Origin of the sequence: Bacillus thuringiensis (assembly GCF_001595725.1) — a bacterium.
Lineage (GTDB): Bacteria > Bacillota > Bacilli > Bacillales > Bacillaceae_G > Bacillus_A > Bacillus_A thuringiensis_K.
The window spans coordinates 2416616-2431821 of record NZ_CP014282.1 but is presented as its reverse complement, the minus strand read 5'-3'; the positions used below and the strand labels follow the sequence as shown (position 1 = coordinate 2431821).

Genomic DNA, 15206 nt, shown 5'->3' with positions numbered 1-15206 from the left:
CCCAAAATTTAATAATCCTTTATAATTCTTTAGAAATTCTTTACCTTTTCTTTCTTCCTAATTAAGCATTCCTTTTTACAATACTAGTATTGATGTCATAATAGGAGGATCGCTTATGCAATTCTTAAAGAAATTCGCTATTTTATTATTATCTTTTTTTATTACTGCACTTATCGTTTTATATTTTTATCTTTATGTAAATGGTCCCATTATTCAAGCTAAATCAGCTATTTTAATAAATGCTAATTCAGGTGAAATTGTTTATAAAAAAAATGAAGAAACTCCAGTACAATCAGCTGCTTTATCTAAATTAATGACAGAATATATCGTATTGGAGCAACTAAATGATAGAAAAATACAGTTAGATGACTTCGTACAAATAAGTAACGAAGTTTTCCGAGTAGAAACAAGCCCTATACAAGTAACATCGAATGATAAAACAACGGTTCGTGATTTACTTCATGCATTGCTACTGGCAGGGAATAATCGTTCTGCACTCGCTCTAGCAGAACACATTGCTGGAAATGAAGATAACTTTACAATATTAATGAATAAAAAAGCAAAAGAACTAAAGTTATTACAACCATCTCCATTTCTAAACTCTACTGGAATTAATAATGATACAAATAAACAATCAACTACAACAGCAATAGATGCAGCTAAACTAGCAGCACGATTAGTAAAAGATTTTCCAGATGTATTGAATATTACGAAACTAACCTCTTACCAATTTACCTTCAAAGATTCCCAGGTTTTCAATACGAATAAAATGATATATTCCCTTAATGAAAACATTAAACTTCAAGGTGTTGATGGCTTACAAACTAGTTTTTCAACTAACGGTAATTATAGTTTTGTCAGTACAGCAAAACTAGGAGACACTAGACTAATTTCAGTAATATTAGATGCAGATGAAGAAAACATTTCATTTATTGAAACAAAAAAGTTACTACAGTATGGTTTTGATCCTTCCTCGTGCTCTGCACTCCAAGCGTTTAAAGATGCTGTTACATCTTGGGCAGTTTTGCTTCAGTTTAAAAATTTGATCATACAAACATTATTGGTTTTCTTTATAATTACAATTTTAATGTTTTTACATATACGTCAAAAAAAATCCGAAGATTTCAATTAAGAAATCTTCTTATATATAAAAACCGACTTGCGTTTGAGATGCAAGTCGGTTTTAATTCTATCATCCTCGTCCAATCAAATTTGCTGAAACAAATTGCTAGTTTAACTCCCTCGCCCATATAGATAGCTGACCAATATGATGAATTTCATATCCCATTACATGTCTTAAAACCTATGTTTTTTGAGGCATACATCCATCTCTGTTTCCTTTCGTTGTATTCGTTTGTTTAGTTTAAATGGGTTAATCTATTAAATCCAACAATTGAACTATTACATTTTAAAGTTCCATTCATATACTATAGTAGATTACTAGAAAGGAGGCTTAACTATGGATAGTTGCGTTGTATTTGTAAACGGACAACCTTTTTTAGTTCTTTCAGTAGCTGGTATTGAAATTGCTAGATTAGAGATTTCCCTTCAAGTAGCATTAGCTCTAAGAGTGCTTGGGATACCAATCTGTGATTAATTACCAAATTAAAAGAAAAAGAGGGCATTAGCCCTCTTTTTTTATTTTCTTCTCACCTTTTCTTAACAACAAACAAAATTCAAATTTAATTAATTATAAAAAATTAAAGTATATGAACGTTACATGAAACACTTGCTAAGATAGCTGTCCTTCACACTATTTATTTCGCGACATTATATAATCAAAGCACACAATGATTAACTCTTTATACGGCTTATTTTAAGTGTGCTAGCCAATACTTTTACTTGTATGTTCTATACACTCATTCTCTACGGTATACTGATACCAACTTATATTTTTTGATGAGGGCTCATTTCCCTATATCCCTCTTTATTCCCATGCACTTTTTTCTCAAATCCAAGCTAAATAATCTATATTGTTATCTTTTAAACTCGCCTCACTATCCGATTATATTAATAACCTATCACCTGGTAACCATTATCTAATTTATCTTCAATTGGATGGTCCATCATTTATACTTACGGATTGGCTTTCTCGTATCTATTGTGCATGGACATTAGGTTTTCTAGCATCTAGCTCATTTCTTTAAAAGTGTAGGGTTTTTCGTCTATTATTAAATGAATAATGTTTGGAAGGGTGATGTAATATGACAGAAATTAAAGTAGGGCTTACACAATTTTTAGACTTCACACTGAAAGGTAGTACAGCTAAAACAACCTTTATAAAAAATCTAAAATCCCAACCTGAATATCAACCAGCTTTTGATTACTGGAAACAATTACGAGAAACTGTTATTAAATTTCATCAAAACAAACTACCTTTTGAATGTTTTGAAACATTAGTACAAACGGTTGATCAGAAAAAAAAACAAAACTACATTGATGTCATAAAGCAATACAAAAAATTCATTAAAAATAAAGAAATCTCTTGGTTTGATCCAGGTAAATCATATTGGAAATCAGATGATTTAATCGTCCGTTCATCGCCTGAACTTGGCTTATTCATTAATAATGAGCCACATCTTATCAAACTGTTTTTTAAAGGAAAAAAAGAGCGAATTGATAAATACAACATTAACTCGACACTTACACTATTAAATGAATCAACATTTTCAAATGAACGAAACGATGTGAATTATACGGTACTTAACATCCAAAAGAACAGAATGTATACGAATAACTCTATTAATAATAATTATTTAGTAGCGCTTAAATCAGAAGCTAACCAGTTTTGTTATATATGGAATAATCTGTAAAGTTTACTATTCATCCCTTTCAATACCTTGTTGATGCATACTTTAGTTACAATTTTTACAGATTCATTCAGTTTCGTTTAATTAGGGCTCGTCCTCTTATTCCTCAGAAACAATGCAGGTGGGCCTTTTTCAAAAATGGTTTCTTTCTCAGTTTTAATATACTAGCTCTCCCCTGAAACAGCTGCAACTGAAATAATTTTTGTTTTATTATCCACTATATCCACCAACCCCCTTTTGTTAACATAATATAATTATAAATCACTATTGTTACTACTTCTTCCATTCATATTCTAACATACTCATTTCCCATAAATTCCAATACGTTTCCCCTACTTTTTTCGACTCTCTTAATAATCCTTCTTTTACAAATCCTATTTTTTCGTAACATGAAATAGCCGACGTATTAAAATCATAAACACCAAGAGTTACTCTATGTAGTTTTAATTTGTCAAAAGCAATATGAAGTACTTCTTTCATCATATGTTTTCCTATAGAACGTCCTCTCATCTTCGTATTACCAACTAATACTTTTCCAATTCTAGCGGACTTGTTAATATTATCTATTTGCCCAAGCGAAATATGACCAATAACGTCTGAAGTCTCTTCATCTACCACTTTGAAAGCGAATGTATTTGCACTTTCTATATACTTCTCTAATTGCTGTTCGTCTAAAGGAAATGTGAAGGCATTACCTGACCATTGTATTAGAAATTCTTCGGAATTAATCCAATTTATTAATTGTTTAAAATCAGATTTTTTAAAGGTTTCTAGTTTAATCACTTCCTTGCTCCTTTCGTACATCATGCTTTATAACCTCAAACTTATTTCTATATAAAGAATATATTCTCCTTTTATATGAAATTAAAATAAAGCCATTCATGTGAATGGCTTTACAAAAAAGCAACATAATTATGCTTTGTTTGCTACATCAATACCATTAAAATCAAAGTCAGCAGTAACCGTTGTAACAGGTGGGAAAATTGCTTCAATTTTGCAAATGGAAATAATTACTGCAACCGATCCAGGAATAGCCGCAAGCCTAACTACATCACAACTTACAGACGAGACAGTACCTACATAAGTACGTCCCTCTGTATTAATTTGAACTGTTCGATTAATTAATTTCTTAAGTTCATCTCTAATTCCTTGTACACAAGAATTATCACATTTCTCATGCTGTTCTTTTTTACACTCTTCGAATACTTCCCAACAATCATCTTGTTTACATGTACATTTCTTTTTACAATTATTAAATCGAGAACCCAATACCTCACCTCCTAATCCTTTCTATTAGTAAAGTATGTCCATTAGCTTAAAAGGGTACGAGGCAAACACATAAAAAGAAAAAAACAAACAATTGTACCAAACTTTCTTTTCATTATTCATTATAAAAACAGACCTGCCCTAATTAAAAGCTTGTTTAATTAGGGCAGGTGAGTTTAGTCCTACTTCATTTAATGTTTAGACACCACTTTTTAAAATAAATCTTTTTTCTTTTAAATAAGACGCCTCTTAAAAACACACTAGATTTTCCCATTAACTCATATATACATAGACTTTATTCATGGATTTTTCCTTTGTTATCGTAAAATATACATTTTAAAAAACGTACTCGAAAATAAGATATTATTTGTAATCAGAACATTTTCTTCAACAAATGTTTATTGAAAAATACCATAACTAGTAGTAGTTCCCTCCACTATCTCTTAAAAATTAGCATAGTTTGTATGAACTCTATACCGAGTAGAAAACACTCTATCATATAAAAATAAAATAGTAGGTTAATAAACAAGCCATTTTTTTATTAAAACATAGAATAATATGAACACTATTGAAAGGAGGTAGAAATGAATGTCCTGGAAAAATGATTGCTGGAGTTCTCAGAAAAAGCATTGTTGTGATGATTGGTGGAAATCTAAAGAAAAGCGTCATTGTGATGATGATTGGAGTTCTCAGAAAAAGCATTGTAATGATGATTGGTGGAAATCTAAAGAAAAGTGTCATTGTGATGACGATTGGAGTTCTCAGGAAAAACATTGTAATGATGATTGGTGGAAATCTAAAGAAAAGTGTCATCGTGATGATGATTGGAGTTCTAAACGAAATAAGTGTCGTTGTAAATGTTTCTTTATTTGTTGCCATTGTAAAAGAAAAAATTGGTAATATTTTTAATGTCAACTTAAAGGAAAGAATATGTCTTTTGGAACCAATCAGACTTTTCCGGAAAGTTGATCCCTCACCTACTTCCTTGCTTTCGCTGAATTTTTAGGTGGGGGCATTACTGCCTGACAAATAGCGAGATAAATACTAGAATGTAATATATAAAAAGCTGACTGAGTATAGTCAGCTTTTTATATATGAACACGTAAAGGTTTAAACAGACATATAAGCAGTCACGCTTTGTCATCACCTTGTTGTTGTAAAATAGTATTTCTCCATTGAATAGACATTCCATAATATCGTATTTTGATTAAAACTAAAAAACATACTTAACACTAATAGTAAAATTTTTCTTCTTCATCAAATTCACTTTTTTCTTTTTATAAACATAAAAAAGGAGCTCTATTTATATAGAGCTCCTTTCTAATTTTATAATTTACTAGACTGTAACCCCTGAATAAACGGAACTACTTCAGGATTTACAAGTGAAGACAAATCACCTAATTCTTTTCCTAAGTAAGCTGCTTTAATAACACGGCGCATTACTTTAGAGTTACGTGTTTTCGGTAAATCTTCTACAACGTGGATGTCTTTAGGACACAACGCTTTTCCAATATGAGAGTTTACTAAACTCATTAATTCTTTCTTTAACTCTTCTGTGAATGTTACATGATCTCTTAATACTACAAAACAATGACAAACTTCACCTTTTATTTCGTCAGGTACACCAATTGCAGCAGCTTCAATTACATCGTTATGTTTCACAAGAATAGATTCATATTCAGCAGGTCCAATACGTTTACCTGCAATATTTAACGTATCGTCTGAACGCCCTGTGATAATATATTGTTCACCATCGTAAATGACCCAGTCACCGTGGACCCATTTATTTTCAAAACGCGACCAATATGTGTTTACGTAACGTTCATCATCTTCCCAGAAGCTTTTCGTCATACCTACCCAAGGTTTCTCTAAGCATAATTCTCCGACTTCATCTCGAATTGGTTTACCTTGATCATCCAGTACGACAGCTGCCATTCCTGGTAAAGATGCGTTAAAACTAATCGGTGCTATTGGCTTAATAAGAACATTACCGAAAATCCCACCAGAGATTTCAGTTCCACCTGAGTAGTTACAGATTGGGACATTTCCTTTTCCAACTGTTTCAAACAGCCACATCCATGGATTAGGATTCCAAGGTTCTCCTGTTGATGCGAATACTTCCAAACTCTTTAAAGAATGTTTATTGACATACTCATCACCTTTTGCCATTAATGCTCGGATTAACGTTGGCGAAATACCTAAATGAGTAATCTCATATTTATCAACTGTCTCCCATAACCGGTCTGCTTCTGGGAAGTCTGGAACACCTTCGTACATAACCATCGTTGCTCCATTAATGAGTGAACCGAATAATAGAAACGGCCCCATCATCCAGCCCATATCAGTTACCCATAATACACGATCACCTTGTTTAATATTCATTCCAAATCCTGCATCAAAAGCTGCTTTCAAAGGAAATCCTGCATGCGTGTGTACTGTTCCTTTCGGCTTACCAGTCGTTCCTGATGTATAAATGAGCATTAATGGATCATCACTTTGCATTTCCTCTGCATGTATGAATGGTTTTTCTTTTTCTAGCGTACTCCACGAAAAGTCATAGTTATGTGGTGTAAAATCATTTCCTGCATGACGAACGATAACAACTTTTTCAACAGTTGGGCAATGTTCACAAGCTTTATCTACTTCATCTTTTAAAGAAACAATTTTACCTCGGCGTGAAAATCCATCTGCGGTAATAATCATTTTTGAACCTGCCGCTTGCACACGTGTCATAACTGCATCAGACGCAAAGCCTGAGAATATTGGTGAAATAATTGCTCCGATTTTCATTACAGCTAGCATCGCAACAACTGTTTCTGGAATCATTGGCATATAAATTGTTACACGGTCACCTTTCTCAATACCCGCGTGTTTCAAACCATTTGCAACACGGCTTACCCAGTTGTCAAGCTCTTCATATGTAAATGATTTTGAAGTTCCATTTTCCCCTTCGTACTGAAGTGCTGGCTGTATTCTCGTCTCTTCATCCGCAAGCCAGCGGGATAAAGCTGATTCTACAACGTTACATGTTCCGCCATTATACCACTGTGCAAACGGTGTACCATTTTCTAAATCTAACACTTCTGTATAAGGTTTCATCCATTGATAGCCCACTGCTTTTTCTGCCTCTCCCCAAAACCAAGCTGTTTCCTCAATAGATTTATTATAAAAAGTTTCATAGTCTTCATATCCCAATGATTTCATCCAACCATATAAACGTGTTTTTCCCTTGTACTCTTCTGTTGGAAACCAAACTGCTTGTTTCAATGTTTTCCCCTCCTTAACTTTTTGAGCAAGAAAGCCCTAAATAAGGCTTTTAAACTGGATATACAGGATGTTTACGATCCGTGAATACTTGATATTTACTCATATACATTTCGAAACGTCCTTTTAACTCTTCACGTAAATTGTTTGGATGAACAATACCATCAATCACCATCTCTGATGCTAAGTGGTATATATCAATATCTTTCTTATACTCTTCACGTTTTTCAGCAATGAAGCTAGCACGCTCTTCTTCTGGTAAAGCTGCAATTTTATTTGCAAATACAGCATTAACCGCAGCTTCTGGACCCATTACTGCAATAGAGGCTGTCGGTAATGCCAAGCAGCAATCTGGTTCAAATGCTGGACCTGCCATCGCATATAAACCAGCGCCATATGCTTTACGAACAACGATAGAAATCTTAGGTACAGTTGCTTCACTCATTGCAGAAATCATTTTTGCACCGTGGCGAATAATACCGGCACGCTCTACTTTTGTACCAATCATAAATCCAGGTACATCTGCAAGGAATAATAATGGAATATGATATGCATCGCATAAATTAATAAACTTAGCAGCTTTATCAGCTGAATCGTGGAATAATACGCCGCCTTTCATACGAGGTTGATTTGCAATAATACCAACTGGCTTACCATCAATACGTGCTAAGCCTGTAATTAGTTCTTGAGCAAATAATTTTTTCACTTCATAGAAAGAACCTTCATCAATAACTCTATTAATGAGATCTTTCATATTGAAAGGCGCATTTTGATTTTCTGGAATGATTTGTTCTAATGTTTTTTCGAATTGTTTCGGTTCTTGAGGTGTAACCAATGGAGTCTTCTCTAAGTAGTTGTTTGGAAAATATGAAATATATTGTCTTGCTTGTGTAATCGCATCTTCTTCGGTCTTACATAAAACATCTCCGCATCCTGATACAGAGCAATGCATACGAGCTCCGCCCATCTCTTCTAACGTTACCTTCTCACCGATAACCATCTCAGCCATACGAGGAGATCCTAAATACATAGATGCATTTCCTTCTACCATCATTACAACGTCACAAAAGGCTGGAATATACGCACCACCAGCTGCAGAAGGTCCAAATAATAAGCATACTTGAGGAACTTTACCTGATAACTTCACTTGATTATAGAAGATTCTTCCTGCACCGCGGCGCCCTGGGAACATTTCTACTTGATCTGTAATACGCGCTCCAGCAGAGTCGACTAAATAAAATAACGGAACACGTAGTTTTTCAGCTGTTTCTTGAATACGTAAAATCTTTTCAACTGTGCGTGATCCCCATGATCCAGCTTTTACAGTAGAATCATTGGCCATTACACACGCAGTACGACCATGTATTTTACCCGTTGCCGTTACAACGCCGTCCGCAGGTAAGCCTGTTTGTTCACAGTTAGCAAATAATGCATCTTCTACATATTCGCCATTATCAAATAGAAGCGCTAAACGATCTCGAACGAATAATTTTCCTTTTGCTTTATTTTGCTCATGATATTTCGGTGCCCCGCCTTGTTTAATTGTTTCAACTCGTTCTTCAAATGAATTAGAGTGTTGTTTTTGGTCTAACATATTTACTCCCCCTTATACATCGGTTTGCGTTTTTCTTTGAATGCCTGTAATCCTTCTATTCGATCTTTCGTATGGATTACACCTTCATACGCTTGTTTTTCCATTTGTAATCCGGTATGTAAATCAACTTGAATACCGTTTGAAATTGCCTCTTTTGCTAATCGAACAGCAATAGGTCCATTACTAGCAATTTTCTCTGCTATTTCAATCGCTTTCTCTTCAAGTAAATTAGCTGGTACAACGAATTCTACTAAACCATATTCTTTAGCTTCTTGCGCTGAAATACGTCTACCTGTATAAATTAATTCTTTCGCTCTACCAACACCAATTAATCTCGGTAAGCGCTGTGTACCACCTGCTCCTGGTATAATTGCAAGTGTCGTTTCAGTAAGACCAAGACTTGCAGTGTCTGAAGCAATTCTAAAATCACAAGCTAAACTTAATTCCGTACCACCACCAAGTGCGATTCCATTTATAGCAGCAATAATTGGCTGTGGTAATTGTTCAACCATTTCCATAGTAGTGCGAATCATACTAACAGCATGGCGAACTTGTTCTTCATTCATGCCAGCACGTTCTTTTAAATCAGCTCCGGCACAAAATGCTTTTTCACCAGCCCCTGTTAAAATAACTACACGAGTATTTGACTCTTCACTTATTTGAGTTAGTATGTTTTGCAACTCTTCTAATAACGCTAAAGATAATGAGTTTGCTTGTCTTTCACGATTTAATGAAATCTTTACAACGTGTGGTGTTACGTAATCAACTGAAATGTTTTGTAATTGTAGCATCTTCTCACCTACTTATCGTTTTATGTTGAAGCGCTCTATACACATGACTCGGTAATTGGATATTTAATTTACTTTGAATAAATTGACTCGCTCTCAATAACTTCTCTTCATCAATATTCGTTTGTACCCCTAACTTATGGAGCATATGAACTAAGTCATCAGTTGCAACATTGCCTGATGCTCCTGGTGCATATGGGCATCCACCAAGACCACCACAAGAACTATCAAATGTTGTAATACCATATTCTAATGACTTAACTACATTCGCCAGAGCCATTCCATACGTATTATGGAAGTGCATTGCAAACTGCGAAGCATCATATTTCTTTAATAAATGTTCTAATACTTGCTCTACTTGTAACGGATTTGCTACACCAATCGTATCACCAAGAGATGCTTCATAAATGCCGTATGAAAATAGCTGATTACATAATTCGTCAACTGCTGCGAGACTTATATCCCCTTCATAAGGACATCCAAATACAGTAGAAACATAACCTCTTACCTTTTTCCCTTCGAATAATGCCTGTTTTGTTATATCTTCAATTACAACTAATGCTTCTTTAATCGATTTATTAATATTACTTTTATTATGAGATTCACTTGCTGATAAAAAAACATTCACCTCATCTACATTTTGCAAAAAAGCTCGTTCCAAACCATTTTGGTTCGGAACAAGCGCAGCATATGTAACATTGGGATCCCTTTTCAGCTCAGAAAACACATCATTTGCATCCGCTAATGCTGGGACCCATTTTGGGTGAACGAATGAGGAAACTTCAACATACGACAATCCTGCTTCTGTAAGTAGTTGAATCCATTTTACTTTATCTTTTGTGCCAACAATCTTTTTTTCATTTTGTAAACCATCACGTGGTCCTACTTCTTTAATGACAGCAAAATTAGGTAGTTTCAATTCGCTTCCCCCTATATCTCCCTATTCAATTTCTAATAATACATCTCCTTCATTTACAAAATCGCCTTCTTGCACATTAATTTTCATAACTGTACCGGCTTCCTCTGAAATGATTGGAATTTCCATTTTCATAGATTCCAAAATGACGACATCCTGCTCTTCCTCTACTGTGTCCCCTACTCCTACAACAATCTTCCAAACGTTTCCTGCCATCGATGCGTATACTTTCGTCATCATTTTTCCCCCTTAATATTGTTAAATCTTATTTTTTAACGAGCTGTTTCGTTACAAAACCCGTTGTATAAATACCCTCTTTGAACACTTCGTCTTCCAAAACTTGCAGTAACATTGGAGTGTTCGTTTTAATACCTTCTACTTTTAATTCTTCTAGAGCATCATGTAATTTCGAAATTGCTTCTTCACGAGTCTCGCCATGTGCAATGACTTTCGCAATCATTGGATCATAGAAAGGTGTAATCGTTACATGATTTTCTAAGAAGTGATCAATCCGTACATTTGACGGTAATGTTAAATCTGTAATTTTCCCAGGTGATGGGAAGAATGTTTTCGGATCCTCTGCATAAATACGAGCTTCAATGGCATGACCACTACGTTTTACATCATCCTGAGTAAATGATAGTTTCTCTCCACTTGCGATAAGGAGTTGCTGTTCTACAAGGTCTAATCCCGTAATTTCTTCTGTCACTGGATGCTCTACTTGTAATCTCGTATTCATTTCTAAGAAATAGAAATTTTTCTGATCATCTACAAGAAACTCAACTGTACCTGCATTTGTATAGCCAAGTGCTTTGGCAGCTTGTACAGCAACTTCTCCCATCGCTCTTCGTGTACCTTCATCTAAAAATGGTGAGGGTGCTTCTTCGATTACTTTTTGATTTCGGCGCTGTACCGAACATTCACGCTCCCATAAATACACTGTGTTACCATGTGTATCTGCTAAAAGCTGAATTTCAATATGATGCGCATCTGCTATATATCGCTCTAAATACATTTCTCCGTTACCGAAGAAGTTTTGCGCTCTTGTTTTATTACTTTCAAACGCTTTGGTGAGCGTTTGCTCAGTTTCCATCAACTGCATACCAATGCCTCCGCCGCCTGCGGATGCCTTAAGCATTAATGGATAACCAATTTGTTTTGCAATTTCAATTGCTTCTTCAGCAGTTTCAATATTTGTAGTAATCCCTGGGACTACTGGGACATCTGCTGCTTGCATTGCGATACGTGATTCAATTTTACTTCCCATCTTCGTAATAATTTCTTCTGAAGGACCGATAAATACGATTCCTTCTTCTTTGCAGCGAACCGGAAAAGACGGATTCTCTGATAATAAACCATAACCCGGATGAATTGCTTCTGCATTTGTCTTCTTAGCTATTTCAATAATTTTTTCAAGGTTTAAATAGCTTTCTTGAACACGCGGTCCACCTACTAAGTAAGCTTCATTTGCCATTTTCACATGAAGGGCATTTTCATCTGCTTCAGAATAAATAGCAACAGTACGGATGCCTAGTTTTTGACAAGTTTTCATAATACGAACAGCGATTTCTCCACGATTCGCAATTAATATTTTTTGAAACATAGTGATTCCTCCCTTTTATCTACATCCTAAATGTCTAGCAATTACGAGACGTTGAATTTCAGAAGTTCCTTCACCAATTTCTAATAGTTTCGCATCACGAATATGTCGTTCAACTTCATATTCACGCATATACCCATATCCACCATGAATCTGTACTGCTTGATTCGCAATACGGCTTGCCGCTTCCGATGCAAATAGTTTTGCCATTGCCGCTTCTTTGCCGAAAGGTTTATCGTTATCTTTTAACCAAGCTGCTTTATGTACTAAATTACGAGCTAACTCTACTTCAGTCGCCATATCAGCCAATTTAAATTGAATCGCTTGGAAATTAGAAATTGACTTTCCAAATTGTTGACGTTCTTTCGCATATTGCAATGCACGTTCAAAGGCTGATTGCGCAATACCAACTGCCAATGCTGCGATTGAAATACGTCCTCCATCAAGTGTATATAAAAATTGTTTAAAACCTTTATTTACATCACCAAGAATATTTTCTTTCGGTACACGAACACCATCAAGTACGATTTCACAAGTATTAGAAGCGCGAACGCCCATTTTATCATAAGGACTAGAAATCGTTAATCCTTCACTAGTAGTAGGTACGATAAATGCTGAAATGCGTTTTCTACCATTCTCTTCAATACCATTGACAGCGGTTACAATAATGGTATTTGCATACTCTGCGTTTGTAATCCAACACTTCTCACCACTGATTACATACTCATCACCATCTAATACCGCTTTCGTTTGAGTACCACCTGCATCTGATCCAGCATTCGGCTCCGTTAATCCGAAGGCACCTAATGTTTTTCCTGACGCCATTGGAACTAAATACTTTTGTTTTTGTTCTTCTGTACCGAAATAATAAATTGGAGAAGCACCTAATGAAATTGTTGCAGCATAGCTTAAACCGGTGCCACCACAAGCGCGACCAATTTCTTCAACTGCTAACGCATACGATACCGTATCGCCACCTGAACCTCCATACTCTTCTGGGAATGGGATGCCTAGTAATCCTAGTTCGCCCATTTTTTGAAATGTTTCATATGGAAACTCTGCAGTTTTGTCATAATATACAGCTTTCGGTGCGATTTCCTTTTCAGCAAAGTCACGTACCATTTCTTTAATCATTTGTTTTTCGCGAGTTAGAGTAAATTCCATTCCGCTACACACCCCTTATCGAATATTGAGTTTCGACAGCGTGCGAGTTTCTACTACAAACATAACAACTTAAAAGACAAAAGTATTAGTTAGACAATTGCTATAATTCTGTCATAACTTAATTTTAAAACAGATTCTGTACTAATGCACAAAAAAATTCCTACATTGTTCTACAACAACATAGGAGATTTTGTGTCGAATTATGTAATTTATTGTTTAATAATCTCTACCTTTTCCTGAATCAGAAATTTCTACTAATGCTTCAGGATATGGTTCAAAATACGTCTGTCTTAATAAATACTTCTCATCAAATCGAATGGCCCATGATTTTAAAATTGTAAGTAAACTACTAAGTGGTATTTTCTTTTCTGCATACTTTTGTAACAGTTCTATAAAATGATCTTTTTCTTGTTTTTTTAGCTTTGTTTTAAAATATCCAAAAATGTGCTCGCATACATTTACATTCGATGTATAACGGGGTGTGCGCATAAATAATTCATATAAAGTCTTCTCATAGTTTTCAAATACCACTTCAATCTTTTCATTTTTGTGATTTGCAATTATACGCCCTAATTCCTTTTGTTTCACCTGATTATATGCCATAAATAAATATTTATTGTCCGACTGAAACGATACAAGGTCTTTCATATTTTTATTATGTTTAATCATTTTGTAATATGCGATTGTAAATAGCCTTGTAAAGAAATGCTCTCTAATAATAAAATTCGACAATCTGCCTTCCTCTTCAATAGGAAGATGCGAAAATTTTTTTATTACTGCTCCGCCAAATAAGCCTGATCCTTTTCCCTTTGCTGGTGCTTTTTCAAAACCAGAATAAATTTTCACATCGCGCGTACCACAACTTGGCGAACGATTCTTTAAAATAAAACCCTCAACATCCGGTATCGTTTGTAAAAAGTCATTTGAAAACTGTTCCATTTTTTCAGTTACATCTTCTCGTGTCGACGGTTGCACAAGTCTATTCTCACCATTTTCTTCTACAATTCGTATCGTTTCTCGAGGAGTCCCCAATCCAATCTCGACTTCTGGACAAACAGGTATAAATGTAACAAATGGCTGCAAATTTCGTATTGTTACATCTGGAATCATCTCTCCATTATAACGACAAGCATCAAATTCTAAACATTTACTTACGACGATTGTAGGTTTTGCAAATTGTCGCATCTCATTACCTCCTTATTGCTAGTCCGTATAATATAAATTGTACTAAGATTAACATTTTAAGCAAAGTTTGATGCATTTATTTTTATGAGAAATATATATCCAATGAAATATTAACAATCATTCAACTCTATTTTCTATAAATGTGCGCTCTATTTAATGAGGGTTTAGATATTGTGAAATGAATAATACACACATGCTTCGGAGAACTTAATTATTAAGAAAGGAGGGATTGTTATGAAAAAGAAATTATCATCAATCTTAAGTGTTTTAGCACTATCTATTATGTTTTTAGGTACATCTGTGCAAGCTGAATACGATGGAAATAATATGAACAGAGTTAATAACACTGATATTTCAACTCGAGTAAATGACAATAATTTAGACAGAGTTAATAATGATGTGAGAACTCGAAATGTAAATACAACAAATGATTTAAATGATAATCGTGATAGAAATAATAATTGGGCTTGGCTTGGTTTATTAGGACTAGCAGGATTATTAGGTCTTAGAAGAAGAGACAAAGAAACACGCTGATTTAGAATGTTTTTATTAAACAAGTACTTATTTATCAAAAATATATAATGAAAATAAATCGCCTTTTTAAAGGCGATTTATTTTC

Annotated in this window: 15 protein-coding genes; 5 read left to right on the top strand and 10 right to left on the bottom strand. The window is 34.6% G+C overall.

All coding sequences use genetic code 11. The annotated features are described in order from the left end of the window. The first annotated feature begins 115 nt into the window (after window positions 1–115). The 3 genes from AXW78_RS12195 to AXW78_RS12190 all read left to right on the top strand — a co-directional run bounded on the left by AXW78_RS12195 (window position 116) and on the right by AXW78_RS12190 (window position 2813). A complete protein-coding gene (locus AXW78_RS12195) occupies window positions 116–1132 on the top strand; it encodes a D-alanyl-D-alanine carboxypeptidase family protein (protein ID WP_001160046.1) in 1017 nt (338 codons plus the stop codon). Between the two features lie 327 nt (window positions 1133–1459). Continuing rightward, complete coding sequence (locus tag AXW78_RS32170) at window positions 1460–1597, top strand: DUF3956 domain-containing protein (RefSeq protein WP_000376554.1); 138 nt, start codon at window positions 1460–1462, stop codon at window positions 1595–1597. Window positions 1598–2204: 607 nt separating this feature from the next. After that, on the top strand, window positions 2205–2813 hold the full coding sequence (locus tag AXW78_RS12190) for a hypothetical protein (protein WP_000136051.1): 609 nt from the start codon (window positions 2205–2207) through the stop codon (window positions 2811–2813). A gap of 270 nt (window positions 2814–3083) precedes the next feature. Here the strand turns inward: AXW78_RS12190 and AXW78_RS12185 are convergent, their stop codons facing one another. Next, window positions 3084–3617, bottom strand: a complete 534-nt coding sequence (locus AXW78_RS12185) for a GNAT family N-acetyltransferase (RefSeq protein ID WP_000990085.1) — start codon at window positions 3615–3617, stop codon at window positions 3084–3086. 105 nt (window positions 3618–3722) lie between these two features. Next, window positions 3723–4079, bottom strand: coding sequence for a hypothetical protein (locus tag AXW78_RS12180; RefSeq protein WP_000535575.1), 357 nt, complete (start codon window positions 4077–4079; stop codon window positions 3723–3725). A gap of 598 nt (window positions 4080–4677) precedes the next feature. Between AXW78_RS12180 and AXW78_RS12175 the strand changes: the two genes are divergently transcribed. Further along, window positions 4678–5082 (top strand): hypothetical protein, encoded by a 405-nt coding sequence (locus tag AXW78_RS12175; RefSeq protein ID WP_000560146.1) that lies wholly within the window; start codon window positions 4678–4680, stop codon window positions 5080–5082. Window positions 5083–5402: 320 nt separating this feature from the next. On the opposite strand, the gene AXW78_RS12170 is transcribed toward AXW78_RS12175, so the two are convergent. The 8 genes from AXW78_RS12170 to AXW78_RS12135 form a co-directional block, all read right to left on the bottom strand. Further along, on the bottom strand, window positions 5403–7343 hold the full coding sequence (locus AXW78_RS12170) for an AMP-binding protein (protein WP_061884187.1): 1941 nt from the start codon (window positions 7341–7343) through the stop codon (window positions 5403–5405). Between the two features lie 49 nt (window positions 7344–7392). Next, window positions 7393–8934 (bottom strand): acyl-CoA carboxylase subunit beta, encoded by a 1542-nt coding sequence (locus AXW78_RS12165; protein WP_061884186.1) that lies wholly within the window; start codon window positions 8932–8934, stop codon window positions 7393–7395. 2 nt (window positions 8935–8936) lie between these two features. Next, window positions 8937–9725, bottom strand: coding sequence for an enoyl-CoA hydratase (locus tag AXW78_RS12160; RefSeq protein WP_061884185.1), 789 nt, complete (start codon window positions 9723–9725; stop codon window positions 8937–8939). Window positions 9726–9729: 4 nt separating this feature from the next. Then, window positions 9730–10641, bottom strand: coding sequence for a hydroxymethylglutaryl-CoA lyase (mvaB, locus tag AXW78_RS12155; protein WP_061884184.1), 912 nt, complete (start codon window positions 10639–10641; stop codon window positions 9730–9732). Between the two features lie 21 nt (window positions 10642–10662). Then, window positions 10663–10878, bottom strand: a complete 216-nt coding sequence (locus AXW78_RS12150) for an acetyl-CoA carboxylase biotin carboxyl carrier protein subunit (protein WP_001987345.1) — start codon at window positions 10876–10878, stop codon at window positions 10663–10665. Between the two features lie 25 nt (window positions 10879–10903). Beyond that, entirely contained in the window at window positions 10904–12241 is a 1338-nt protein-coding gene (locus AXW78_RS12145) for an acetyl-CoA carboxylase biotin carboxylase subunit (protein ID WP_000486751.1), read from the bottom strand. A gap of 15 nt (window positions 12242–12256) precedes the next feature. Next, window positions 12257–13402 carry an acyl-CoA dehydrogenase gene (locus AXW78_RS12140; RefSeq protein WP_000397279.1) on the bottom strand — a complete coding sequence of 382 codons (1146 nt, stop codon included), beginning with the start codon at window positions 13400–13402 and terminating at the stop codon, window positions 12257–12259. A 216-nt stretch (window positions 13403–13618) separates the two neighbouring features. Continuing rightward, entirely contained in the window at window positions 13619–14587 is a 969-nt protein-coding gene (locus AXW78_RS12135) for a YbgA family protein (RefSeq protein ID WP_061884183.1), read from the bottom strand. A 234-nt stretch (window positions 14588–14821) separates the two neighbouring features. On the opposite strand from AXW78_RS12135, the gene AXW78_RS12130 reads away from it, so the two are divergent. Continuing rightward, on the top strand, window positions 14822–15121 hold the full coding sequence (locus tag AXW78_RS12130) for a WGxxGxxG family protein (protein WP_000728158.1): 300 nt from the start codon (window positions 14822–14824) through the stop codon (window positions 15119–15121). Window positions 15122–15206 lie beyond the last annotated feature (85 nt).

Coding starts and splice junctions, on each gene's coding strand:
- AXW78_RS12175 (WP_000560146.1), top strand. CDS start 4,678: ATGATTGCTGGAGTTCTCAGAAAAAGCATTGTTGTGATGATTGGTGGA.
- AXW78_RS12140 (WP_000397279.1), bottom strand. CDS start 13,402: ATGGAATTTACTCTAACTCGCGAAAAACAAATGATTAAAGAAATGGTA.
- AXW78_RS12145 (WP_000486751.1), bottom strand. CDS start 12,241: ATGTTTCAAAAAATATTAATTGCGAATCGTGGAGAAATCGCTGTTCGT.
- AXW78_RS12185 (WP_000990085.1), bottom strand. CDS start 3,617: ATGATGTACGAAAGGAGCAAGGAAGTGATTAAACTAGAAACCTTTAAA.
- AXW78_RS12150 (WP_001987345.1), bottom strand. CDS start 10,878: ATGATGACGAAAGTATACGCATCGATGGCAGGAAACGTTTGGAAGATT.
- AXW78_RS12160 (WP_061884185.1), bottom strand. CDS start 9,725: ATGCTACAATTACAAAACATTTCAGTTGATTACGTAACACCACACGTT.
- AXW78_RS12190 (WP_000136051.1), top strand. CDS start 2,205: ATGACAGAAATTAAAGTAGGGCTTACACAATTTTTAGACTTCACACTG.
- AXW78_RS12165 (WP_061884186.1), bottom strand. CDS start 8,934: ATGTTAGACCAAAAACAACACTCTAATTCATTTGAAGAACGAGTTGAA.
- AXW78_RS32170 (WP_000376554.1), top strand. CDS start 1,460: ATGGATAGTTGCGTTGTATTTGTAAACGGACAACCTTTTTTAGTTCTT.
- AXW78_RS12195 (WP_001160046.1), top strand. CDS start 116: ATGCAATTCTTAAAGAAATTCGCTATTTTATTATTATCTTTTTTTATT.
- AXW78_RS12135 (WP_061884183.1), bottom strand. CDS start 14,587: ATGCGACAATTTGCAAAACCTACAATCGTCGTAAGTAAATGTTTAGAA.
- AXW78_RS12130 (WP_000728158.1), top strand. CDS start 14,822: ATGAAAAAGAAATTATCATCAATCTTAAGTGTTTTAGCACTATCTATT.